We start from the raw sequence: 20,721 nt of genomic DNA on the forward strand, positions 1-20,721 counted from the left end.
ACGGAGAGCGGGCTTCAGCCCGCTGCGGCAATCAATTCGCGGGTGTAATCTGTCTGCGCGTTTTCGAACAGGTCTTCGGCAGCGCCCATTTCAATCACGTCACCGTTCCGCATAACGATGACATTATGTGACATCGCCCGGACAACTTTTAGGTCATGGCTGATGAACAGATATGCCAACCCGTATTTCCGCTGCAGATCTCGCAGCAAGTCTACGATCTGCACCTGAACCGTCATGTCCAGCGCGCTTGTCGGCTCATCCAGCACCAGAAGTTTGGGACGGAGCACCATCGCACGTGCGATGGCGATACGCTGCCGCTGCCCGCCCGAGAACTCGTGCGGATACCGGTCCATCGACGCCGGGTCCAACCCCACTTCCGTCATCACATCCGCCACCAGATCGCGCGGGGCGCGGTGTGGATCAACCTTGTGGATTGCCAGACCCTCGGCGATGATTTGCATACAGGTCATGCGCGGGCTCAGGCTGCCAAACGGGTCCTGAAACACAATCTGCATATCCTTGCGCAACCGGCGCAATTCGCGTGTGGACCAACGGCGCACATCCTGGTCGCGAAATGTGATACCACCCTCGGACGCGATCAGCCGCATGATGGCCAGCGCCAACGTGGTCTTGCCCGACCCGCTTTCGCCCACGATCCCCACGGTTTCGCCGGCGCGCACGCTGAGGCTGGCGTCATTCACCGCCTTAACATGGCCGACAGTTCGCTTGAGAAAGCCGCGCTGGATCGGGAACCAGACTTTCAGGTGATCGGTGCGGGCGACCTCTTCTGCATCCGCGGCGACCGGATCGGGTTGGCCCGACGGTTCGGCCGCCAGCAATTTCCGGGTATAGGGATGCTGAGGGTTCTCGAAGATGTCCGCGGTTGCACCGGCTTCGACAATCTCTCCGTCCTTCATGACGCAAACTCGGTCGGCGATCCGGCGCACGATGCCAAGGTCATGGGTGATGAACAGCATTCCCATGTTTTCGGCTTTCTGCAGGTCTGCCAGCAACTCGAGTATCTGTGCCTGAATGGTCACGTCCAGCGCCGTGGTCGGTTCATCTGCGATCAGAATGTCCGGCTTATTGGCCAGCGCCATGGCGATCATGACGCGCTGCCGCTGTCCGCCCGAAAGTTGGTGCGGATAGCTGTCCAACCGATCCTTCGGATCCCGGATACCAACCTTCGTCAGCAACTCGACAATCCGATCACGGGCCGCGTCGCCCACCACCCCCTGATGCAGCGCCAGCGATTCTGCCATCTGCTTCTGGATCGTGTGCAACGGGTTCAACGATGTCATCGGTTCTTGAAAGATGAAGCTGATGTCGTTGCCGCGCACATCCATCAGATGTTGCTCGGACGTCCCGATCATCTCTTGCCCGTCATATTTCACCGAACCTTCGACAATCGCGCTGTCTCCCAACAGCGAGACGGTCGACAAGGCGGTCACAGATTTTCCGGACCCGGATTCCCCTACCAAAGCCACGGTTTCCCCACGATCCACCGTGAAGGACACGCCCTTGACCGCCGCACTGACCTGCCCGTCCTGCCGGAACGAAACCTTGAGGTTGTTTACATCCAGCAGGCTCATGAGAAGGTCTTTCTGGGATCAAACGCATCGCGGACGCCTTCGAAAATGAAGACCAGAAGCGACAGCATGATGGCAAAGGTGAAAAAGGCGGTAAAGGCCAGCCAAGGGGCCTGCAAGTTCTGTTTTGCCTGCAAGGTCAGCTCGCCAAGTGACGGAGCCGAGGACGGCAGGCCGAAGCCCAGAAAATCCAGCGAGGCCAGCCCGCCAATCGTTCCGGTGACGATGAAGGGCATGAAGGTCAGCGTGGCGACCATTGCATTGGGCAGCATGTGGCGAAACATGATCGTCCTGTTGCTGACGCCCAACGCCCGTGCCGCCCGGACATATTCAAGGTTTCGCGCCCGCAGGAACTCAGCTCGAACAACGCCAACCAATCCGGTCCAGCTGAACAGGATCATAAGCAACACCAGCAACCAGAAACTGCGCCCTAGAATAGCGAACATGATGATGATCACATAAAGCGATGGGGTGGCCGACCAAATCTCGATGATCCGTTGAAAGATCAAATCCAGCCAGCCGCCAAAAAAGCCCTGAATTGCGCCTGCGAAGATACCGATCAGGCTGGCGACACCTGTGACCATCAGCGTGAACAGAATGGACAGACGGAACCCATAGATCACCCGTGCAAGCACATCGCGCTTGGTGTCATCGGTGCCCAACAGGTTCTGACCATTGGGCGGCAGCGGGGCGGCGCCCGGCCGATCAACGCTGGTTTTGAAAGAGTATGGGATCAGCGGCCAGATGGCCCAGCCGCGCTCGAACCCGTCGGCGGCAAAGGATCCGGCCTCGATCTGTTCGATAATGCCGTCAGGATCGTCAAAGCACTGATCCAAACCGCCACTGTCTATCAGACAACGCACTTCGGGGTCGCGATAGATTGCTTCGGTTTGGAAATCACCGCCAAACTCGGTCTCTGGGTAGAAATTGAAGATCGGCGTATAAAGCTCACCGCGGTATTTCACCAGGATCGGTTTGTCATTTGCGATAAATTCAGCAAATAGCGACAGGCCGAACAGGATCGAGAAGATGATCAGCGACCAGAACGCCCGGCCATTGCGACGGAAGTTGCGCCACCGGCGCTGATTCAGGGGGGAAAGCGCCATTTACCCCTCCCGCTTTTCAAAGTCGATGCGCGGATCAACCAACACATACATCAGATCACTGATGATGCCGACCACCAAACCCATCAGGCCAAAGATGAACAGCGTTCCAAAGATAACCGGGTAATCGCGCGCGACCGCCGCCTCGAACCCAAGGCGACCCAATCCATCCAGCGAAAAGATGGTTTCGATGATGATTGACCCTCCGAAAAAAACACCGATGAAGACGGCCGGAAAACCCGCGATTACGATCAGCATCGCATTGCGGAACACGTGGCCGTACAGCACCCGGCTTTCGCTCAGGCCCTTGGCGCGGGCGGTCATGACATATTGCTTTTTAATCTCGTCCAGAAACGAGTTTTTGGTCAGCAAGGTGAGCGTTGCGAAGGCCGAGATGGTCAGCGCCAGGATCGGCAACGCGATATGCCAGAAGTAATCGGCAATCTTGCCAAATACACTCAGGCTGTCCCAGTTATCCGAGGTAAGCCCCCGCAACGGAAAGATCTGCCAATAGGACCCACCGGCAAATAGCACCAGCAGCAAAATAGCGAACAGAAATCCTGGGATGGCATAGGCCACGATGATGGCGCCACTGGTCCAGGTGTCAAAGCTTGATCCGTCCCTGATCGCCTTGCGAATACCCAGAGGGATCGACACCAGATAGGCAATCAGCGTCGACCAAAGCCCTAGCGAAATAGACACCGGCATCTTTTCCAGCACCAGATCGGTCACACTGATCGACCGGAAATAGCTCTCGCCAAAATCCAGAGTCAGGTAATTACCCATCATATTCAGAAACCGTTCCAAGGGCGGTTTGTCGAACCCGAATTCTTTTTCCAGTTCTTCGATGAATTCAGGCGGCAAGCCACGCCCGCCGATATAGCGGTCATTTGTTCCGCCGGTCTGCTGCTCAATATCGCCACCACCGCCAGCGATACCTTCAAATACATCTCCACCACCCTCCATCTGGGCGATGATCTGTTCAATCGGGCCGCCTGGCACAAACTGCACAAGGGTGAAGTTGACGATCATGATTCCCAGCAGTGTGGGAATGACCAGCAGCAGGCGTCTTAGAATATATGCTCCCATTTGGGCGGATTACCTCAAGGCGCCGGAGGATTTCAACTGGGCTTCCTGCTCGGCGTTGATCCACCACAGGTCTTCGACTCCCAATGAATAAGGCGGCAGGTTTTCCGGGTATTCATACATGTCCCAATAGGCAACCCAGTATTTGCCCAAATACCAAGTGGGCACCATGATCCGCTTGGCCCGCAGAACACGGTCCAGGGCGCGAACATTGGCAAACAACTCTTCGCTGTTGGTCGCTGCCACGATGTTGTCGATCAACGGTTCAATATCCGGGCCGTGCGCGCCGGACGGGTTGAATACGGAATACGAGGCCGCCTCGGTTCCGAATTGCTGGTACAGTCCCGTCGAAGGTTGCAGCGAACTTGGGTACCCGCCGAAAATCATGTCGAAATCCCGGTCACGGCGGCGCAGGGTGAATTGCGCATTGTCCACACGATTGTAGGTTGCATCTATGCCCATCGTCCTCAGGTTAGCGACAAATGGCTGGATTATACGATCAAGAGTCGGCTGGTCTGACAGAAATTCTATGGCCAGAACTTCACCGTTTTGATTTCGGCGGATACCGTCTTCGCCCACCTGCCAACCGGCCTCATCCAGCAGCTTCATCGCGGCGCGCAGATTGCGACGATCATTCTGACGCTCAGCGCGGGATTCATGGGCAACGACCGGTTGGTCGGTCAGTACCGCAGGGTCCAGCGCATCGCCCAGGCTTTGCAGAACCTCCAGTTCACGCCCCTCGGGCAGCCCCGTCGCCTCTAGGTGAGTTCCCTGCCAGAATGAGTCGCGCTGCTGAAACAGGCCATATTGCAAGCTTTCATTCGTCCATTCGAAGTTGAACCCTAACTGGACGGCTTCGCGCACCTTGGGATCCTGAAATTGCGGCCGGTCCAGGTTCATGACAAAGCCCGAAGCGTTGGGGACATCCCCGTCTTCCAGCTCTACCCGAACCACTGTTCCGTTTGCTATGGCAGGAAAATCATAGGCCGTTGCCCAGCTTTTCGAGTTGTTTTCCTGGCGCAGTGTGAACGTGCCCGCCTTGAACCCTTCCATCGCAGCAATCGAGTCCGCGAAATATTCGATCCGGATGGAGTCATAGTTGTTGCGGCCAACATTCACATTAACGTGGTCGCCCCAATAGTCCGGGTTGCGCTTGTAGACGATGCGCCGGTTGATGTCATAGCTGTCCAAAACATAAGGTCCGGATCCGATACCGGGCTCAAGCCGGGATTTGTCGAGCCGCCGGTTTTCGGGGTCTGCCTCAAACCAGGCCTTGGAAAACACAGATGTCCCGGCAACCTGACTTATTAGGCCACGGCGCGGGATATCCGGTGCGAAGTAGAATTTAACCCGATGATCATCCAGCGCTTCGGCACGCGGAATCATCTCGCGGACGGCGTCGGCATAGGATTTTAACCCCTGTTCCAGCAGCAGATTATGCGAAAACACAACATCTTCGGCAGTCACCGGGGTTCCATCGGAAAACCGCGCCTCAGGTCGCATGTTGAAGATGACCCAATCCTGGCTTTCCGGGTATTCAAGGCTTTCTGCCAGCAGACCGTAGTAAGTGGCCGTTTCATCATAGGACGCGACCATCAGGGATTCATACTGATCCGCCGAACGCGCACCCGCGCGGCCCTGCCGCGTGTAGGGGTTGAAACTGTCAAATGTCCCTTGCGCTGCATAAGACAACTCTCCGCCGCGCGGCGCATCAGGATTTACATAATCGAAATGGGCAAACCCTTCAGGGTATTTCAAATCGCCAAATTCCGAGAATCCGTGGCTTTTGATGATGGTCTCTTCGGCAAACAGTTGAGAGGTCATGAGCGCAAGCAGCAAAAAGCCGGTAATCGGTATGGTCAACCAACCTCTGAAATCCAATGCACGTGCCTGAACAATCTGTCGGTTGGATTCCATTTGGCTCATCCCCTGTTGCGTCACTTCTTATAGTCTTGCGCCTGAACGAAGCTAAAGGTCCAGCGTTGACTGATTCAAGTTTAGAATGCGTGAGCGCATTGTGAAGGTTTCTTCATACAAAAAAAGCCGCTGCACGGGGCAGCGGCTTTGAATTTCAGATGTGCCGGTCTGGCATCAGTTGCCGATTGTCTGCAGATAGGCAATCAGATCGGCACGGTCCTGCGGTTTTTTCAGGCCAGCAAAACTCATGGATGTGCCCGAGATATAGCTGCTTGGCTTGGTCAGGAAGGCATCCAGTGCTTCGGGTGTCCAGTTGCCGCCATGGGCCTGCATCGGTGCCGAATAGCCGGTAAAACCGCTGGCCGTTGCGACAGGGCGGTCAACGACACCATACAGATAGGGGCCTGTGCCGTTTGCACCGTCTTCCAGCTTGTGACACGCGGTACACTTGCGGAAAACTTTGGCGCCTTTTTCAACGTCGGCGGCGGCCAGCAGCTCTTCAAATACTACCTCTTCACCGTTGGCGCTTTCGCCTGCGCTTTCGGTTTCGATGATGTACGAAGCCGTCTCGCCATGGGCATCGGCGTGGTAAAGCTCTTCTGCGGCCCATTTGGCCAGAAGCAGCACCAGGAAGGTGCCAAACAGGCCTGCTGCGGCCTTGGTAACTGTCATCGTGTCGAACATTGATCGCGAGTCCATTTCAGCTGTCTGCGGGGTGTCTAAGGCTTCCCCTTACAAGAGGCAAGGTATAGACACCGCGACTAAACGCCCAATTCTGGAACTTGTTGCACGGAATCGACCAAATGACAAAACGTATCGCATTTCAGGGAGAACCCGGTGCCTATAGCCACGAGGCATGCCGAAACGCTCGTCCCGATATGGAGGCCCTGCCCTGCCGCACATTTGAGGATGTGATCGAATCAGTTCGGTCCGGCAAAGCAGACCTGGCGATGCTTCCGGTCGAAAATACGACCTATGGGCGGGTGGCCGATATTCACCGCCTGCTGCCCCATAGCGGGTTGCATATCATCGACGAAGCTTTTGTTCGCGTACACATCAATTTGTTGGCCGTCCCCGGTGCCAAGCTGAGCGACATCACCGAAGCGCATTCGCATCTGGTACTGCTGCCACAATGCGCTGGGTTCCTGAAGCAGCACGGCATTCACGGACGCGTCAGCCCGGACAATGCCCGCGCCGCGCGCGAGGTTTCCGAGGCTGCCGAACTGCATTCTGCCGCGCTGGCCAGCGAGTTGGCCGGAGAGATCTATAACCTGAACGTCCTTGCCCGCCATATCGAGGACAGCGACGACAACACCACGCGTTTTTTGATCATGTCACGCGATGCGGACCTGTCGCGGCGCGGGGCGCATGGGATGATCACCAGCTTTGTGTTTCAGGTCCGCAACATCCCGGCCGCGCTGTATAAGGCGATGGGCGGGTTCGCCACCAATGGTGTCAACATGACCAAGCTGGAAAGCTATATGGTCGACGGGTCGTTCACGGCCACTCAGTTCTATGCGGATATTGTCGGGCACCCGGACGATCGCAATGTGCAACTGGCCCTGGAAGAGCTGGAACATTTTACCACCAATGTCGAGATTCTGGGCGTCTATCCGGCAGTCCAGCCGCGCGGCTAGCTCAACCCAGCCGGTATTTCTTGCACATCGCCCCTTCATGTGAGCGGTAATCGACAAATCCCATGGCCGCGTAATAGGCCAGGCCTTCGGCATTTTGCGCGCCAATGGTCGCGTCTATTGCAGGCAGACCTGCGGCGCGGGCCGCCAGCAGCGTTTCCTGAAATAGGGCCCGCCCGACCCCCATGCGCGCGACTGATGGACGTATATGTGTTCCGATGATGCCCCAACCGGCTGTTACGCCATAAGGGTTTCCGTCGACGGCCAGTTTCAGCGCCTGAAAGCCCAATACCTGTGAACCCTGCACCGCCACGGTGCATTGGATGCTGCCGTGGTGGCTGATGTAATGCTCTTTGGCAAAACCCTCATCGCTGGGTTTGGTGCGCTTACCGGCGGTCACGATCTCTTGCAGGACCTCGGAAATACCTTTGGCGTCATCCACAACAGCGCTGCGCAATATCACATCAGACATTCAGGGCCTCTTGTCTCGGAATTCTCAAGAACCGTGCAGATGACGTTCTTCCATTTCCCGCGCGAATTCGCTGAGGCGGGCCTGAAACTGTCGCCGGAACCGCGACTGACCCAATCTGAGCGATTGCAGCAACAGCCGTGCAGGCAGGGATTTGGCCGATAGCGACATATCCACGGTCAGCCGGGTTCTACGTTGCGACAGGGCCAGAAACTCGACCCTGGTTGAGCCATTCATTCCCTTGCTTGCCGCCTCGAACCGCATATGGGTCGGTGGATCACATTCGGCCATATTGATTTCCACGCGCCGAGGCTTTCCGCGCATACGGAACTCGGTCTCCCAGGATGTACCGGGCACAACGCCCATATGCCCTGACAAACGCCGGACCTCGATCCCGCGGCGCATTGCCATCCGCTCGAACCGTTCGAAATCCGCAAACATTTCGAACACTGCGTTGACGGGGGCCTGAATATCTTCACGTGCGGAGAATTGCATGGTGGGTTATCGTTCTCTTGCCTATTCGCCCAGTATTTTGTCAGTCGAGCGTATCTGCAAGCCAGTTTTGCAGCAGAAAATGCGCAATCGCGCCTTTGCGCGCTGGCAGAAGGCTGGGATGTTCCCCAGCAAAGACCTGCATCATTTCAGCCTTATTCACCCATATCGCATCTTCGATTTCAACCGGATCTATAGTGATTTCTTGCGACAATGCCTCGCCTGCACAGCCAAACATCAGTGACGCCGGAAAGGGCCAGGGCTGGCTGGAAAGATAGGTTACTTGCCCGACGGGGACACCGGCCTCTTCCATCACCTCTCTGCGCACCGCCGCTTCCAGCGTTTCTCCGGGTTCGACAAATCCGGCCAGTAGCGAATACATCCCTTCAGGCCATCCCGGGGATCGCCCCATCAGCACCGAATTCCCATATGTGATCAACATGATGACGACCGGGTCGGTGCGTGGGAAATGCTGCCCCCCACACGACGGGCAACTGCGTTGCCATCCTGCTTGCGACATCTCGCTGGCGGCGCCGCAACGGGCGCAAAACCTATGGGTTTCATGCCAGGCGATGACCGCCTTGGCGGAAGCCGAAAGTTCGGCATCACGTGGGGAAAGGCGCGCCATGATGCGGCGCAATTCGACAAAAACCTGACCTTCAGGCAAATCCGGGTGCTGTTGCTCTGATCGGTCGAAGAATGCCCCAAGCTCGGACAGGTCAACGCCCTCGGGCATCCAATCGGATATATCAAAGGCAAAAACCGGAACTTCATCCGAGAGACCAAGCAATACTGGCGCTGGGACGATCCCACCGGGACCATTTGCGATCAGCTCATGCAAGACAGGTAACAAGCAGAGTTGATCAAGGGCCTCTCCTTGAACCAGCAGCTTTCCGCGCCACAGCAACAGGCATTTCGCTTTCGGATGTGCTCGCGCTGCTGCCATCGTGTCGACGTCTCCGCGAAGATGTGCGGCACGATCCAGCCCTGATCCACCAAACGTTACCTGTTCCGCGTTCTTCATTTAAATTCCTCTGGTTCGCCTGCACAGGGCTGCCATGACAGCTTCGGTGTTGCAACGACAATTCCACGACCGAAAACCGAGGCGATCCCGTCAAATTACCGCAAGTGCATAAAAAAATTTGCACTTACTATGCTTTTTGTTGAAGTTGTTATTCATAAAACTGCCAAAAGTAGAGTATTAAAAACAATTTCGCATTTGTCTGATCAGTCTGTAGGTATCCGGATTTTGGCGACCACCGATCTGCACATGAACCTGTGCAGTTTTGATTATTACGCGGATCAAGACGAACCTACGATCGGATTGACCCGAACGGCCAGCCTGATCCGGCAGGCGCGGAACGAGGCTGAGGCAGACGGAGATATCGTCTTGCTCTTCGACAACGGAGACGCTCTGCAGGGTACACCGTTGGGGGATTGGGCTGCCGATCCCGCCAATGCGCCGCACATCCTGATGCAGGCCTTCGGCAGCCTGGGATATGACGCGATTGGCCTGGGAAACCACGACTTCGGATTCGGGCTTCAATTCTTACAGCACGTTATCTCTGACGCCCCCTGCCCTGTGCTCAGCAGCAACGCCTTGCGCACGAATGGGCCTCAGATCTGGCAAGATCATGTCATTTTGCACAAAGAGATCCCTGGCTCGCCGACACCTATGGCCTTGAAAATTGGGGTTTTTTCGGTCCTCCCGCCTCAGACAGCGCAATGGGAGGCGCACAAGCTGCACGACACCCTTACCACTCAGGACATCCTGACTTGTGCGGCAAACAAAGTCAGAAAGCTCCAAGACGAAAATTGCGACCTGATCATCGCGCTGGCCCATACCGGTTTCGGACCGGACAGGTCACAACGGAATATGGAAAACGCGATTATTCCGCTGGCCGAAATCGAAGGTATCGACGCAATAATTGCTGGTCATTCCCATTTGACCTATCCCGTCAAGGCCGGCTCTGAAAACACTCTGGTGCATGGCAAACCAGTTGTCTTACCCGGAACGGCCGGATCACATCTGGGGGTGATCGACTTGAAACTTCACTCGGCAGAGCGCGGCGGCTGGACCGTTGGCGAAGCCCGGGCGGCGCTACGACCGATATCTGCAGGGCGTCCCGACGAAATGGTATCACTGGCGCCCGAAGATCCGGAATTGTTGCATCTGTTTTCCTCTGGTCATGCCGAAACCCGCAGGCGAGCGGGCCAGCCGGTCGGCCGCACCCCGCACCATCTGCACAGCTATTTCAGCTTTTGCGCCGAGGACCGTGGGCTGAGGCTGGTCGCCGCCGCCCAGGCTGCCGCGTTACGTCTGTGTATGTCCGATACCGACCTGGCAGATATTCCGATTTTATCGGCGGTTTCACCTTCGAAATTCGGCGGTCGGGCCGGGCCGCGATTCTATACGGATGTTAAGCCTGGCGAGATATTCCTGCGTAACGTGGTTGACCTGCATGTTTTTCCAAACGAATTGCAGGGTGTCATTGTATCCGGTGACCAAATCGTGGACTGGCTTGAGATGTCCGCAGCTGTTTTCAACCAGATTTCGACCGGATCTGCATCCGAACTTATTTGCGAAAATCGGGTGGGTCACAACTTTGATGTGCTATACGGGCTGTCCTGCAGAATTGATCTGACACAACCTCCGCGTTTCGACGATATGGGCACCTTGATCAATGCCGAAAACCGGCGTGTTTCAGAGGTTCTGGTCGGTGCCACCCCCATTGCACCGGATCAGCAATTTGCCGTCGCGCTTAACAATTATCGCGCCAGCGGGGGCGGGCATTTCCCATTTGCGGGTAATGCGCAACGTATCGACATGCCCATCCTGCCGGTCCAGCAAGCCCTGCTGGATTATCTGTCAGGCACCTTGGTCAGCGATCCGCTGGAAGAGGCCCAGGAACCCTTCAGAATCACTAGTAACACGGGTACGCAGGCGATCTTACGCACCGGTCCAAATGCCCACCGACATCTGCAGGACATTCAGGAATTTGATCCACAAGTCCTTGGAACTGACGGAAATGGCTTTTTACGGATTCTTCTGACCTTCTGACGGGTTGTGTTTTTCCGGCCAACTGCCTATATCCACCCTCGAGAGGTTGGCGCGGGCGAGCGCCTCGCCAACCTGGTCAGATCCGGAAGGAAGCAGCCACAACGAGCCCCGCTTGGGTCGATGTCCAACCTCTCACTTACGCGCAACGACTGCCGCAGGAGGGACTTTATGATTGTAGCAATGACCCTTCGGGCAGAGCGTTTCCGGGACTAACCCCCGCTTTTGCCTGAACACGTTACCGATGGGTGCGCGCCTGCCACCCTGATGGTTTCCTGTATCTGAACACAGGCAGAACAATGTCCAAAACACTTTCGGACCTGGGATGGTCCTCTCATTTTGCAGCCCAACATGCTGTGAACCCTACCTGCACACCGCATCGCATCAACGCCGTCCATCGTGATCGCCTGATCGGCCTGAATGCGCTTGGCGGCACATCTGATCTGACCCCTGACCGATCAACCGGCGAATTTGCGGTTGGCGATTGGGTCCTTGCGGATGATCAAAACCGCATTCGGCATCTTTTGGAGCGCAAAAGCCTCTTGCAACGCCGGGCCGCAGGCACCGGTGCGCAGGTTCAGCTGATCGCGGCGAATGTGGATGTGCTGTATATCGTCAGTTCCTGCAATGCCGATTTCAATCTGGCACGGCTTGAGCGTTATCTGGCGCTGGCGCATCAGGCCGGGTGCTATCCGGTTGTTGTCCTGACCAAGGCCGACAGCTGCCCTGACCCAGAGAGCTATGCCAGTCAGGCCAGTTCGCTGGCTCGGTTTCTGACCGTTCTAACCGTCAACGCGCTGGAGGCGTCAGAGATTCATCCGATCCTGTCCTGGTGCCCTGCCGGGCAAACTGCTGCTTTGGTCGGCTCATCCGGTGTCGGCAAAACCACATTGGCGAACGCCATGACTGGTCAGGCCGGGGCAACGGCGGGGATCCGCGAGGATGACGCACGGGGTCGCCACACCACGACCCATCGTGCGCTTCACCCGATGCGAAACGGGGGGTGGCTGATTGATACGCCAGGAATGCGCGCCCTGCGTTTGATGGATGCCCAAGACGGCGTGGATGAGGTTTTCTCAGACCTTCTGGAATTGGCTGCGACCTGCCGGTTTTCAGATTGCCAGCATCAGGCCGAACCCGGTTGCGCCGTGCAAGAGGCGATTGCCGATGGCCTGCTCTCGCCGGACCGGCTGGTACGCTGGAACAAGCTGCGGCGCGAGGATCAGAGGAACTCTGAAACCCTTGCGCAATCCCGGGCGCGCGACAAAGCCTTTGGTAAAATGGTGCGGTCTGTCATGCATGACAAAAAGTCTCGCAACAGACCCTAACGGGGACGGAAAAGCGCGTCTTCAGGCAATCAACCGGGGCCAAAGCGCCTGATTTCTGCGGGCAAAGGCACCGATATGACCGATCTCGGGCACTCCGATCTCTTTCGGAGACAGCAGATGCCGCCGCGCCTTTGGTCCATACAGATCGGCAAGCCGCCAGACAGCGTCTGGCGGCACCATCTGGTCGTCCTCGAAGGTGAACAGGTCCACCGGCGTATTCGATTGCGCCCATCTCGCTTCGGGCAGAGCGTCACCGATCTGCGGCACATAATTCTGCGGCGCCGTGCACCAGCTACGCCATTGCCAATAGACCGGACCAGGCAAATCGGCACCGATCCCCACCGCTTTGCCCGGCAGATAGCCCAGCGCATTCACTGCCAGACGCCCATGCACATGCCAGAACATCCACGCCAGCCCGCGATAGGGCCAGGGATGGTCGGACAGAGTAACCAGCCCCGAACATACACAGATCATCCGGTCGATCTGATCAATGTCTGGCTGCACCGGCCCCAGCAAACCACCAAGGGAATGACCGATGCTCCACTGCAAAGCGTCCGGGAACCGCCTGCGCATCTCAGCCCGTGCGGCGGGCATGTCGACCAAGGCCCAATCCGCCATGGTCACCTCGGAGGTTTTGAGTTTGTCGCGCAGCGAATGCCCGAAATCGCTGTAGTCATAGGTCAAACAGGCAATACCCTGTTCGGCGGCCAGCCAACGGGCAAAATGCTGGTAATATTCGCGCGGCACTGCAGTTGCGCTGTGAATCACCACGGCGACCTTCGGCTCGGTTTCAGGCAGATACAGCCGCGCCGACAGGCTGGCAGAGCCTGAGGCAAAATCAAAGTCCTTAGTCTGGACGCAGGGCGTGGTATCAAGCATGGCGCTTCCGACAAATTCTGAACTACTCGGTTCACTCAACAATCGGCCCGATTTCGGCCACCAGAGTCAAGATTTCATCAAGATGACCAAACGTCCGGTTTGAACCCCAACAGGTGGCTTGACTCGGGGTCTGCATAGCCGCTAGCGATGTGGTGATGGTTCTTGCCCCGGAATTGGGGCGGGATGAAAAGGGAACACGGTGCGGTCTGCCCCGGCGATGCCGGAAAGGGCCAACTCCGCGACTGCCCCCGCAACTGTAAGCGGTGAGCAATGCCGAAATACCACTGGCCCCAGGGCTGGGAAGGTCGGCAAAGCGACGACCCGCAAGTCAGGAGACCTGCCATCGTATCGAAACCGAAACTCGGGCGGGGTGTCCGGGCAGGTCGTCAGCGCGCTGTCACACCTGATCCTCACCCTTCGTCCTGCGCGCGGAGGGCGCATTATGATCTGGAAGACAAAGACACATGAATTCACCGCAACCGTCTGTCAGAGGACCGGGAAACCCTGCCCCGCCCTGGCCCGAATGGCACGCGCCATGGCCGAGGCGATGGCGACGGCAACGCCTGCAGCATCCAAAACATTCGAGGTCGAAGGCACTAGCGATCTGACCCATTGCACCGAAGGCTGCACGGCCCGTTTTCGGGCCCAATCAGAACAGATCAGGGTCTATTGCGGCACCAGTACGGACACGCCGACAGAAATGCTGGACGCCTATGGCGACATGATGTTCGGGCCGGAGTTCATCCAGAAATCCGCTGGTTTTCTGTCAGAACCACCCTGTGCGATGCTCGACGTTTCGACCCTGCCGCCGCGCAGCGACAGTATTCCGTATCAAGTGTCTGCCTGAATCAGGGAAGGGTTCGGGCCGGCAACCCGGCCCAGTCCTTTTGCGCGTCGGTTTCCACCGCGCAGGGCCGCACCGCACGCAACCGCCGAAGCGCTTGGCCAGGCGCTTCGCCGCATTCCACCATTAGCCGCATCACAACCATCCCCGAGCGACCGCACCCACCGCGGCAATGCACCAGCACCTTGCCACCGCTGGCAAGGACATGTTGGGCCGCCTCACTGGCTTGCGGCCAAAGCGCCTCAACCTCAGGCGTGGGGACGCCGAAATCGCGGATTGGAAGGTGAACCCAGGCAATCCGTTCGCACTGCAGGTCCGCCTCGAATGACAGCCCGCCGGAATGCTGGAACTCATCCGAGGTCGTCATCGAGATGACCAGGTCCGGCGCCCAATCCCGGATTACTGCGAAATCCCCAGCATAATCGCCCGTGACACCCGGCAGTGGGCACAGAGCGATCTGCCCTTTGCCCAATCCAAGAGGGTGAATTGCAAAACTCTCCAACACAGCTCCTTTTCCTGCATCACCACATGGGGCTGAAGCCCCTCATGATTTACCGGCTCTGATGCAACTTGCCAAAACGAAATTCCTTTTCGCGCGCGGTGGACGCGGACGGCGGGGGTCTCTACGCTGCAAACCTGACACGAATCCAACAGAGCAGACATGACCGACACGCCCAGCCCCGCCTATCAGGTTCTCGCGCGGAAATACCGCCCGGAAACTTTTGCTGACCTCGTCGGTCAGAACGCAATGGTGCGCACGCTGAAAAACGCGTTCGAGGCCGACCGGATTGCGCAAGCCTTCATCATGACTGGCATCCGCGGCACCGGTAAGACGACCACGGCCCGGATCATCGCCAAGGGCATGAACTGCATCGGTCCTGATGGGCAAGGCAAGCCCACGACCGAACCTTGCGGCCAGTGCGAACATTGCGTCGCCATCATGGAAGGCCGCCATGTCGATGTGATGGAGATGGACGCCGCCAGCCGCACCGGCGTAAATGACATTCGCGAAATCATCGACTCGGTGCGCTATCGTGCCGCCAGTGCGCGCTATAAGATCTACATCATCGACGAAGTTCACATGCTTTCGACCAGCGCGTTCAACGCGCTGCTCAAGACGTTGGAAGAACCTCCTGCGCATGTGAAGTTCATCTTTGCCACGACCGAAATCCGCAAAGTCCCGGTGACTGTTCTGTCGCGGTGCCAACGATTTGACCTGCGCCGGATCGAACCCGAGGACATGATTGGCCTGCTCAATAAGATCGCAGCGGCTGAGAAGGCGCAGATCGCGGAGGATGCCCTGGCGCTGATCACCCGCGCGGCCGAAGGGTCGGCGCGCGACGCAACTTCGCTGCTGGATCAGGCAATCAGCCATGGGGCCGGTGAAACCAGCGCCGATCAGGTGCGCGCGATGCTGGGTCTGGCCGACCGGGGCCGGGTATTGGACTTGATGGAAATGATCCTGCGAGGGGATGCAGCAAGCGCGCTGACTGAATTGGGCGGGCAATATGCCGAAGGGGCCGATCCGCTATCCGTGCTGCGTGACCTGGCCGAAATCACGCACTGGGTTTCGGTTGTGAAGATCACGCCAGACGCAGCCGAGGACCCGACGGTTTCCCCTGATGAACGTGCCCGTGGTCAGCAAATGGCCGAGGCCCTGCCAATGCGCGTTTTGACCCGGATGTGGCAGATGTTGCTGAAAGCGCTGGAAGAGGTATCGGCCGCGCCAAATGCCATGATGGCTGCTGAAATGGCCGTTATCCGCCTGACCCATGTTGCCGACTTGCCCAGCCCCGAAGAGCTGATCAAGCGCCTGCAGGACAACCCGCCACCGCCTCCGAATGGTGGTCCGGGCGGTGGTATGGCCGTGCCCTCTCAGGCTCCGGTACCAGCGGCATCATCTTCTTACGTGTCCGCAACTAGCAGCCCTGCCGGCGCGCCGTCGGCCGCTCTGGCCCATGATATCCAATCGGCGCTGGCACGGTATCCGAGTTTTGACCACGTGGTTGAATTGATCCGCACCAATCGGGATGTGAAACTTCTGGTCGAGGTCGAAAACGGGGTGCGGCTGGTTTCTTACCAACCGGGGCGGATCGAATTCACCCCGACACAAAACGCACCCACAGATCTGGCAGCGAGACTGGGTTCGTCGCTGCAACGATGGACTGGCAACCGCTGGGCTGTGTCGATTGTAGCCGATGGTGAGGTTGCGACCATCGCCGAGATTCGAGACGCCGCCGAGCTGGCGTTGAAAGCAGAGGCTGAGAAACACCCGTTGGTTCAGGCGGTGCTCATGCAATTTCCGAAGGCACGCATCAAGCGGATTGAAACACCGGAAGAACGTGCCGCCAAAGTAGAAACCGAGGCGCTGCCCGAGGTCGAAGACGAATGGGACCCGTTCGAGGAAGACTGAAACCGTCCCATCTGACCCAACTGGAAACCTCCCGGGCCCAACGGGAGGAAAGGCCTTGACGACGGGCGGGAGCCAGCTCGGCCCTTGTGCCGCGCCGACCGCGCCCGTATTTAGGCGTCAAACCGGATATTAGGAGAATACCGATGCTCAAAGGACTCGGCGGCCTGGGTGACATGGCCAAGATGATGAAATCCGCGCAGGATCTACAGACCAAGATGACGGATATGCAGGAAGAGCTGAATACCATCATGGTTGTCGGCGAATCCGGTGCAGGGCTGGTCAAGGCAACAGCCACGGCCAAGGGAGAGCTGAAAGGTCTCGATATCGACCCGTCAATCTTTAACGGCGACGACAAGGAAGTGGTCGAAGATCTGATCCTGGCCGCCGTCAAAGATGCTCAGGCCAAGGCCGCAGAACGGTCGCAGGCTGAGATGGCTAAGCTGACCGAAGGTATGGGCCTGCCCGCAGACATCAAGCTGCCGTTCTGATAGGCACTCCTGACGAAATACCGGCCGGGCCCAACTGCCCGGCCCTTATGCAGGAGCAAGCGCAGTGAGTTCGAACAGCGATATCGACAATCTGATCGACCTGATGGCCAAACTGCCAGGCCTCGGCCCACGTTCGGCCCGTCGCGCAGTGCTGCATTTGATCCGCAAACGCGCCCTTCTGCTGACACCGCTTGCGGACGCGATGCAACAGGTTGCCATCACTGCCCGTGAGTGCCTGAATTGCGGCAATGTAGGCACTTCGGATATCTGCGACATCTGCGATAGCGAAGTCCGCGCGACCGGAGAGCTGTGCGTCGTCGAAGACGTCGCCGACCTTTGGGCGATGGAACGCGCAGCGGTTTTCAAAGGCCGCTATCACGTGCTGGGCGGCACCTTGTCGGCATTAGATGGAGTCGGCCCGGATGAGCTGCGCATTCCTCGCCTCAAGGATCGGGTCACAGCCGAGGGGATCACCGAAGTCATTCTGGCGCTGAACGCCACTGTCGATGGCCAGACCACCGCGCACTATATAGCCGATCAACTGGACGGGCAGGTGCGCCTGACCTCGCTGGCGCAGGGCGTGCCGATTGGCGGCGAGTTGGACTACCTGGATGACGGGACGATTACGGCGGCGCTGAGGGCGCGGAAGGAGTTGTAGTTGAGCTTCGACACTTGGTCGAATTCAAATATCAAGTTTACACAAATACTGTATCCAGCCTAACATTCTACGCATCGATTAAGCAGATTTAGAATGCGTTTTTCATATGTTGAGATATATATTGAAGGCCCTGTTCGAATCATCGCGCAAACGATCCAGGGTGGTGCCCTTCCAACCAACTAAACGACCTGCGATCACCGGAGCACGACCGGTTCCGTCAAAGCAGCCGCCCTCGGCTTATCCAACCACACGGACTCTCAAAGGCAAGTGCCACGTAATCGACGGCGACACGATCGTGATAAGCGGCACCAAGATCAGGGTTGCCGGAATCGATGCGCCCGAGCTTGAGCATCCCTGGGGCAAGAAATCCAAGTTTGCGCTGATCAAGATGTGCAAAGGCATGATGATCACAGCCGAAATCAAAGAAGAGGTTTCCTACGATCGGATCGTCGCCAAGTGCACGCTTCCAGATGGTACTGATGTCGCCGCAGAATTGGTTAAACTTGGACTGGCTCTGAACTGGCCCAAGTTTTGCGGCGGTGAATACGCGCATTTAGAGCCGGGCGATGCGCGAAAGAAACTCTGGCGGGCAGCCGCACGCCAAAAGGGAAACATGCGCGCGTTCCATTCCGAAGTAAAACCGAAACGCAATTCCGACTAGCTTTATGGTATCGCAGTGGCCCTGAGGACTTTGGAATAGCAAGGTAGGCCTTAGCCTCGGCACGATCTGGCTATTGAACAGGATGCGGTGGCAACAACGTAGAAGTTGCGATTACCCACCATCTCGCCTTTACCGCAAACCCTAACGAATCGGATCAAAAAGCGCGTCTTTGGCCGCGCAGTCCTTGATCACATCCCGGCCACACGGCACCGGATCAAGTTCGCGCGACAGGCACAGGCGCACCTCTTCGATATAGCCTTGTTTGCAGGTGACGGTGATCATGTCGCGCTCCAGGCCCGGATTGGCCTTCAGAAACGCCTCTTCCACGACCGATGCGGGCAGCTTCACAGATGTGTCCAACTGGCGGAACACCTTTGGGCGCTCCACCGACCTATAGGCCTGCCGCGACAAGATGTAATAGTCCGAAGCGCTCAGGCCCGAGCAGGTGCCGTGCTTCTTCCACTGATGCCAGGCAAGGCCGGAACTGCCCTGAATATCTTCCATTTCACGGGTCATGGTCCGCGTCGGCGGGGCCTCAGCCGTTCGACAATAAGATGGCCAGCCCTGATGGAATTGCGGCCAAAGCCCGTGTAGAATCCAGCCGTGATCATGCCGTACAACGCATTGATCGGACCCACGCGCGTCGCCTTCGCGCGCACACCAGTTCGGCGACCAGCTAAGTGCCAGGACATAGTAGTCGAACTCACCCGGTTTTTCACCCTCGGCCAGCGCCGTCATTGCACTGAAAACCCATAGAACCAGCCAGCGCATTCGCCTCTTCCCTTCTTGCCCTGCCGCGACTATATACAGCCCAAGTTCCCCGACAACGGAAACCTGCCCCAAGATCACGGGGCCGCCGAATTCCGGCGACGGGAAAGATGTATGCATAGGAGACGGGCTGATGGCAAAACCGCTTATGGCCAAGGCAACAGCCGTATGGCTAGTAGACAACACAACGATCAGCTTCAAGCAGATCGCGGATTTCGTAGGAATGCACGAGTTGGAAGTGCAGGGCATCGCCGATGGCGACGTGGCCGCTGGCGTGAAAGGGTTCGACCCGATCGCCAACAACCAGCTTACGCAGGAAGAGATTGATGTGGCGCAGGGCAACCCGCTGCACAAGCTGAAGCTCAAGTTCAACCCCGCTGCCAGTGGCGAGGAAAAACGTCGTGGCCCGCGCTATACCCCGCTGTCCAAGCGTCAGGACCGTCCGAACTCGATCCTGTGGCTGGTCAAGTTCCACCCCGAACTCAGCGACGGTCAGATTGCCAAGCTGGTCGGCACCACCAAGCCGACCATCCAGTCGATCCGCGAGCGGACGCACTGGAACATCTCGAACATGCAACCGATTGACCCCGTCGCTCTGGGCTTGTGTAAACAGTCCGAGCTGGACGCAATCGTGCAGAAAGCCGCCGCCAAGAAAGCCGCTGAAGGTGGCGTCATGAGCGATGATGAGCGCCGCAAGCTGGTTTCGACCGAGCAGTCACTGGAAATGGACGCAGCGCCCAAAATTCCAACGGCGATCGAGGGTCTCGAGACCTTCTCGCTGTCTGATGACTCCCCCGAGGAGAAAGAAGAGCCGATCATCGACGCCGACAGTTTCTTCAACTTGCCCAAAGGCGAGGCCGAGGATGAAGACGAAAGCGATCCGCGTTTCTGATACGCAGACAGCCCCGGTCAAACTGGCCGGGGCTTTTTTGACGAGACTCTGATGCTGAACATATTGTCTGCCATTTTTGGCCCACACCGCGCCGTGACAATCTATGCCTTCCTAAGAACCTGGGGCCTGCTCGTGTTCGGTGTCGTAGGCGTTATCGCGGTTGCCGCAGCCCTGCTGTTGCTGAACGACAACGGCACGCATGAACACGAAGCCTTCATGACCGTCCCGGTTCTGTCCGCCACCGCTATCAACGGCGACCTCAAGAACGGGGTGATTGCCTCGGTACGTTTACCCGACGGATCCGCGACGTCGATCACTTCGACCGAGGCCCCGATTTCCCAGACCGTCGGCCAAAGCGCCTGTGTCGAAAAGCGGGTCTATGTGGAATCCGGAGAACCGAGGTATCGCTTCAAACTTCCGCGTTATTGCGAAGCAAGCTGAC

General features: G+C 57.7%; 21 protein-coding genes, 1 other RNA gene and 1 riboswitch. Of the genes, 11 read left to right on the plus strand and 11 right to left on the minus strand.

Translation table 11 applies throughout. The features are described 5' to 3' along the window. Nucleotides 1-14: 14 nt before the first annotated feature. From AC2FH2_RS11665 to AC2FH2_RS11685, 5 genes are all read right to left on the minus strand, one after another. The gene (locus tag AC2FH2_RS11665) at nucleotides 15-1,592 is read right to left on the minus strand and encodes an ABC transporter ATP-binding protein (protein ID WP_496709407.1); all 1,578 of its coding nucleotides are present in this window, start codon (nucleotides 1,590-1,592) and stop codon (nucleotides 15-17) included. Further along, complete coding sequence (locus AC2FH2_RS11670) at nucleotides 1,589-2,695, minus strand: ABC transporter permease (RefSeq protein ID WP_142636960.1); 1,107 nt, start codon at nucleotides 2,693-2,695, stop codon at nucleotides 1,589-1,591. The genes AC2FH2_RS11665 and AC2FH2_RS11670 overlap by 4 nt, the downstream gene beginning before the upstream one ends. Next, the gene (locus AC2FH2_RS11675; protein WP_142636962.1) at nucleotides 2,696-3,781 is read right to left on the minus strand and encodes a microcin C ABC transporter permease YejB; all 1,086 of its coding nucleotides are present in this window, start codon (nucleotides 3,779-3,781) and stop codon (nucleotides 2,696-2,698) included. It lies immediately after the preceding gene. A 9-nt stretch (nucleotides 3,782-3,790) separates the two neighbouring features. Next, nucleotides 3,791-5,695 (minus strand): extracellular solute-binding protein, encoded by a 1,905-nt coding sequence (locus AC2FH2_RS11680; RefSeq protein ID WP_185956686.1) that lies wholly within the window; start codon nucleotides 5,693-5,695, stop codon nucleotides 3,791-3,793. A 174-nt stretch (nucleotides 5,696-5,869) separates the two neighbouring features. Next, the gene (locus AC2FH2_RS11685) at nucleotides 5,870-6,379 is read right to left on the minus strand and encodes a c-type cytochrome (RefSeq protein WP_142637256.1); all 510 of its coding nucleotides are present in this window, start codon (nucleotides 6,377-6,379) and stop codon (nucleotides 5,870-5,872) included. A 119-nt stretch (nucleotides 6,380-6,498) separates the two neighbouring features. Here AC2FH2_RS11685 and AC2FH2_RS11690 point away from each other — a divergent pair, with 119 nt between their 5' ends. Further along, a complete protein-coding gene (locus AC2FH2_RS11690; protein ID WP_271949791.1) occupies nucleotides 6,499-7,332 on the plus strand; it encodes a prephenate dehydratase in 834 nt (277 codons plus the stop codon). A gap of 1 nt (nucleotide 7,333) precedes the next feature. Here AC2FH2_RS11690 and AC2FH2_RS11695 read toward each other — a convergent pair whose 3' ends face one another. Genes AC2FH2_RS11695 through nudC form a run of 3 tightly spaced genes read right to left on the minus strand, consistent with a single transcriptional unit; the run spans nucleotide 7,334 to nucleotide 9,314 of the window. Further along, a complete protein-coding gene (locus AC2FH2_RS11695; RefSeq protein WP_496823656.1) occupies nucleotides 7,334-7,801 on the minus strand; it encodes a GNAT family N-acetyltransferase in 468 nt (155 codons plus the stop codon). Between the two features lie 24 nt (nucleotides 7,802-7,825). Then, nucleotides 7,826-8,293 carry an SRPBCC family protein gene (locus AC2FH2_RS11700; protein ID WP_142636970.1) on the minus strand — a complete coding sequence of 156 codons (468 nt, stop codon included), beginning with the start codon at nucleotides 8,291-8,293 and terminating at the stop codon, nucleotides 7,826-7,828. Between the two features lie 40 nt (nucleotides 8,294-8,333). Beyond that, nucleotides 8,334-9,314 (minus strand): NAD(+) diphosphatase, encoded by a 981-nt coding sequence (gene nudC / locus AC2FH2_RS11705; RefSeq protein WP_496692479.1) that lies wholly within the window; start codon nucleotides 9,312-9,314, stop codon nucleotides 8,334-8,336. A gap of 195 nt (nucleotides 9,315-9,509) precedes the next feature. Here nudC and AC2FH2_RS11710 point away from each other — a divergent pair, with 195 nt between their 5' ends. The 3 genes from AC2FH2_RS11710 (at nucleotide 9,510) to rsgA (ending at nucleotide 12,676) form a co-directional block, all read left to right on the plus strand. After that, entirely contained in the window at nucleotides 9,510-11,351 is a 1,842-nt protein-coding gene (locus AC2FH2_RS11710; RefSeq protein WP_496823659.1) for a 5'-nucleotidase C-terminal domain-containing protein, read from the plus strand. 39 nt (nucleotides 11,352-11,390) lie between these two features. Continuing rightward, an RNA gene (gene ffs, locus AC2FH2_RS11715) (signal recognition particle sRNA small type) lies at nucleotides 11,391-11,489 on the plus strand. Between the two features lie 158 nt (nucleotides 11,490-11,647). Beyond that, nucleotides 11,648-12,676, plus strand: a complete 1,029-nt coding sequence (gene rsgA / locus AC2FH2_RS11720) for a ribosome small subunit-dependent GTPase A (protein WP_496823661.1) — start codon at nucleotides 11,648-11,650, stop codon at nucleotides 12,674-12,676. 21 nt (nucleotides 12,677-12,697) lie between these two features. Here rsgA and AC2FH2_RS11725 read toward each other — a convergent pair whose 3' ends face one another. Next, nucleotides 12,698-13,555 (minus strand): alpha/beta hydrolase family protein, encoded by an 858-nt coding sequence (locus tag AC2FH2_RS11725; protein WP_282021949.1) that lies wholly within the window; start codon nucleotides 13,553-13,555, stop codon nucleotides 12,698-12,700. Between the two features lie 139 nt (nucleotides 13,556-13,694). Continuing rightward, a riboswitch (cobalamin riboswitch) is annotated at nucleotides 13,695-13,914 on the plus strand. An 83-nt stretch (nucleotides 13,915-13,997) separates the two neighbouring features. Here AC2FH2_RS11725 and AC2FH2_RS11730 point away from each other — a divergent pair. Next, complete coding sequence (locus AC2FH2_RS11730; protein WP_271949778.1) at nucleotides 13,998-14,402, plus strand: hypothetical protein; 405 nt, start codon at nucleotides 13,998-14,000, stop codon at nucleotides 14,400-14,402. A 1-nt stretch (nucleotide 14,403) separates the two neighbouring features. On the opposite strand, the gene AC2FH2_RS11735 is transcribed toward AC2FH2_RS11730, so the two are convergent. Next, entirely contained in the window at nucleotides 14,404-14,904 is a 501-nt protein-coding gene (locus tag AC2FH2_RS11735; RefSeq protein WP_425595928.1) for a protein-tyrosine phosphatase family protein, read from the minus strand. A gap of 156 nt (nucleotides 14,905-15,060) precedes the next feature. Here AC2FH2_RS11735 and AC2FH2_RS11740 point away from each other — a divergent pair, with 156 nt between their 5' ends. From AC2FH2_RS11740 to AC2FH2_RS11755, 4 genes are all read left to right on the plus strand, one after another. Beyond that, nucleotides 15,061-16,812, plus strand: a complete 1,752-nt coding sequence (locus tag AC2FH2_RS11740; protein WP_271949774.1) for a DNA polymerase III subunit gamma/tau — start codon at nucleotides 15,061-15,063, stop codon at nucleotides 16,810-16,812. Nucleotides 16,813-16,955: 143 nt separating this feature from the next. Next, entirely contained in the window at nucleotides 16,956-17,300 is a 345-nt protein-coding gene (locus AC2FH2_RS11745; protein ID WP_142636987.1) for a YbaB/EbfC family nucleoid-associated protein, read from the plus strand. Nucleotides 17,301-17,364: 64 nt separating this feature from the next. Then, nucleotides 17,365-17,958: a recombination mediator RecR gene (gene recR, locus AC2FH2_RS11750; protein ID WP_142636989.1), complete on the plus strand. Its 594-nt coding sequence runs from the start codon at nucleotides 17,365-17,367 to the stop codon at nucleotides 17,956-17,958. Between the two features lie 163 nt (nucleotides 17,959-18,121). Next, on the plus strand, nucleotides 18,122-18,619 hold the full coding sequence (locus AC2FH2_RS11755) for a thermonuclease family protein (RefSeq protein WP_496823664.1): 498 nt from the start codon (nucleotides 18,122-18,124) through the stop codon (nucleotides 18,617-18,619). 141 nt (nucleotides 18,620-18,760) lie between these two features. Here AC2FH2_RS11755 and AC2FH2_RS11760 read toward each other — a convergent pair whose 3' ends face one another. After that, entirely contained in the window at nucleotides 18,761-19,390 is a 630-nt protein-coding gene (locus AC2FH2_RS11760; RefSeq protein WP_496823775.1) for a ribonuclease T2 family protein, read from the minus strand. A gap of 130 nt (nucleotides 19,391-19,520) precedes the next feature. On the opposite strand from AC2FH2_RS11760, the gene AC2FH2_RS11765 reads away from it, so the two are divergent. Both AC2FH2_RS11765 and AC2FH2_RS11770 read left to right on the plus strand, forming a co-directional pair. Further along, entirely contained in the window at nucleotides 19,521-20,279 is a 759-nt protein-coding gene (locus AC2FH2_RS11765; protein ID WP_142636995.1) for a DUF1013 domain-containing protein, read from the plus strand. A 51-nt stretch (nucleotides 20,280-20,330) separates the two neighbouring features. Beyond that, a complete protein-coding gene (locus AC2FH2_RS11770; protein ID WP_496823666.1) occupies nucleotides 20,331-20,720 on the plus strand; it encodes a hypothetical protein in 390 nt (129 codons plus the stop codon). Nucleotide 20,721 lies beyond the last annotated feature (1 nt).

Source organism: Ruegeria sp. YTSA105, assembly GCF_059610225.1.

What these genes read in the sequence shown, in the direction of transcription:
- AC2FH2_RS11675 (WP_142636962.1), bottom strand. Translation starts at nt 3,781, where the DNA reads ATGGGAGCATATATTCTAAGACGCCTGCTGCTGGTCATTCCCACACTG.
- AC2FH2_RS11760 (WP_496823775.1), bottom strand. Translation starts at nt 19,390, where the DNA reads ATGCGCTGGCTGGTTCTATGGGTTTTCAGTGCAATGACGGCGCTGGCC.
- AC2FH2_RS11730 (WP_271949778.1), top strand. Translation starts at nt 13,998, where the DNA reads ATGATCTGGAAGACAAAGACACATGAATTCACCGCAACCGTCTGTCAG.
- AC2FH2_RS11670 (WP_142636960.1), bottom strand. Translation starts at nt 2,695, where the DNA reads ATGGCGCTTTCCCCCCTGAATCAGCGCCGGTGGCGCAACTTCCGTCGC.
- AC2FH2_RS11680 (WP_185956686.1), bottom strand. Translation starts at nt 5,695, where the DNA reads ATGGAATCCAACCGACAGATTGTTCAGGCACGTGCATTGGATTTCAGA.
- AC2FH2_RS11740 (WP_271949774.1), top strand. Translation starts at nt 15,061, where the DNA reads ATGACCGACACGCCCAGCCCCGCCTATCAGGTTCTCGCGCGGAAATAC.
- AC2FH2_RS11690 (WP_271949791.1), top strand. Translation starts at nt 6,499, where the DNA reads ATGACAAAACGTATCGCATTTCAGGGAGAACCCGGTGCCTATAGCCAC.
- AC2FH2_RS11725 (WP_282021949.1), bottom strand. Translation starts at nt 13,555, where the DNA reads ATGCTTGATACCACGCCCTGCGTCCAGACTAAGGACTTTGATTTTGCC.
- AC2FH2_RS11665 (WP_496709407.1), bottom strand. Translation starts at nt 1,592, where the DNA reads ATGAGCCTGCTGGATGTAAACAACCTCAAGGTTTCGTTCCGGCAGGAC.
- AC2FH2_RS11685 (WP_142637256.1), bottom strand. Translation starts at nt 6,379, where the DNA reads ATGTTCGACACGATGACAGTTACCAAGGCCGCAGCAGGCCTGTTTGGC.
- rsgA (WP_496823661.1), top strand. Translation starts at nt 11,648, where the DNA reads ATGTCCAAAACACTTTCGGACCTGGGATGGTCCTCTCATTTTGCAGCC.
- AC2FH2_RS11770 (WP_496823666.1), top strand. Translation starts at nt 20,331, where the DNA reads ATGCTGAACATATTGTCTGCCATTTTTGGCCCACACCGCGCCGTGACA.
- AC2FH2_RS11695 (WP_496823656.1), bottom strand. Translation starts at nt 7,801, where the DNA reads ATGTCTGATGTGATATTGCGCAGCGCTGTTGTGGATGACGCCAAAGGT.
- nudC (WP_496692479.1), bottom strand. Translation starts at nt 9,314, where the DNA reads ATGAAGAACGCGGAACAGGTAACGTTTGGTGGATCAGGGCTGGATCGT.
- AC2FH2_RS11700 (WP_142636970.1), bottom strand. Translation starts at nt 8,293, where the DNA reads ATGCAATTCTCCGCACGTGAAGATATTCAGGCCCCCGTCAACGCAGTG.
- AC2FH2_RS11765 (WP_142636995.1), top strand. Translation starts at nt 19,521, where the DNA reads ATGGCAAAACCGCTTATGGCCAAGGCAACAGCCGTATGGCTAGTAGAC.
- AC2FH2_RS11745 (WP_142636987.1), top strand. Translation starts at nt 16,956, where the DNA reads ATGCTCAAAGGACTCGGCGGCCTGGGTGACATGGCCAAGATGATGAAA.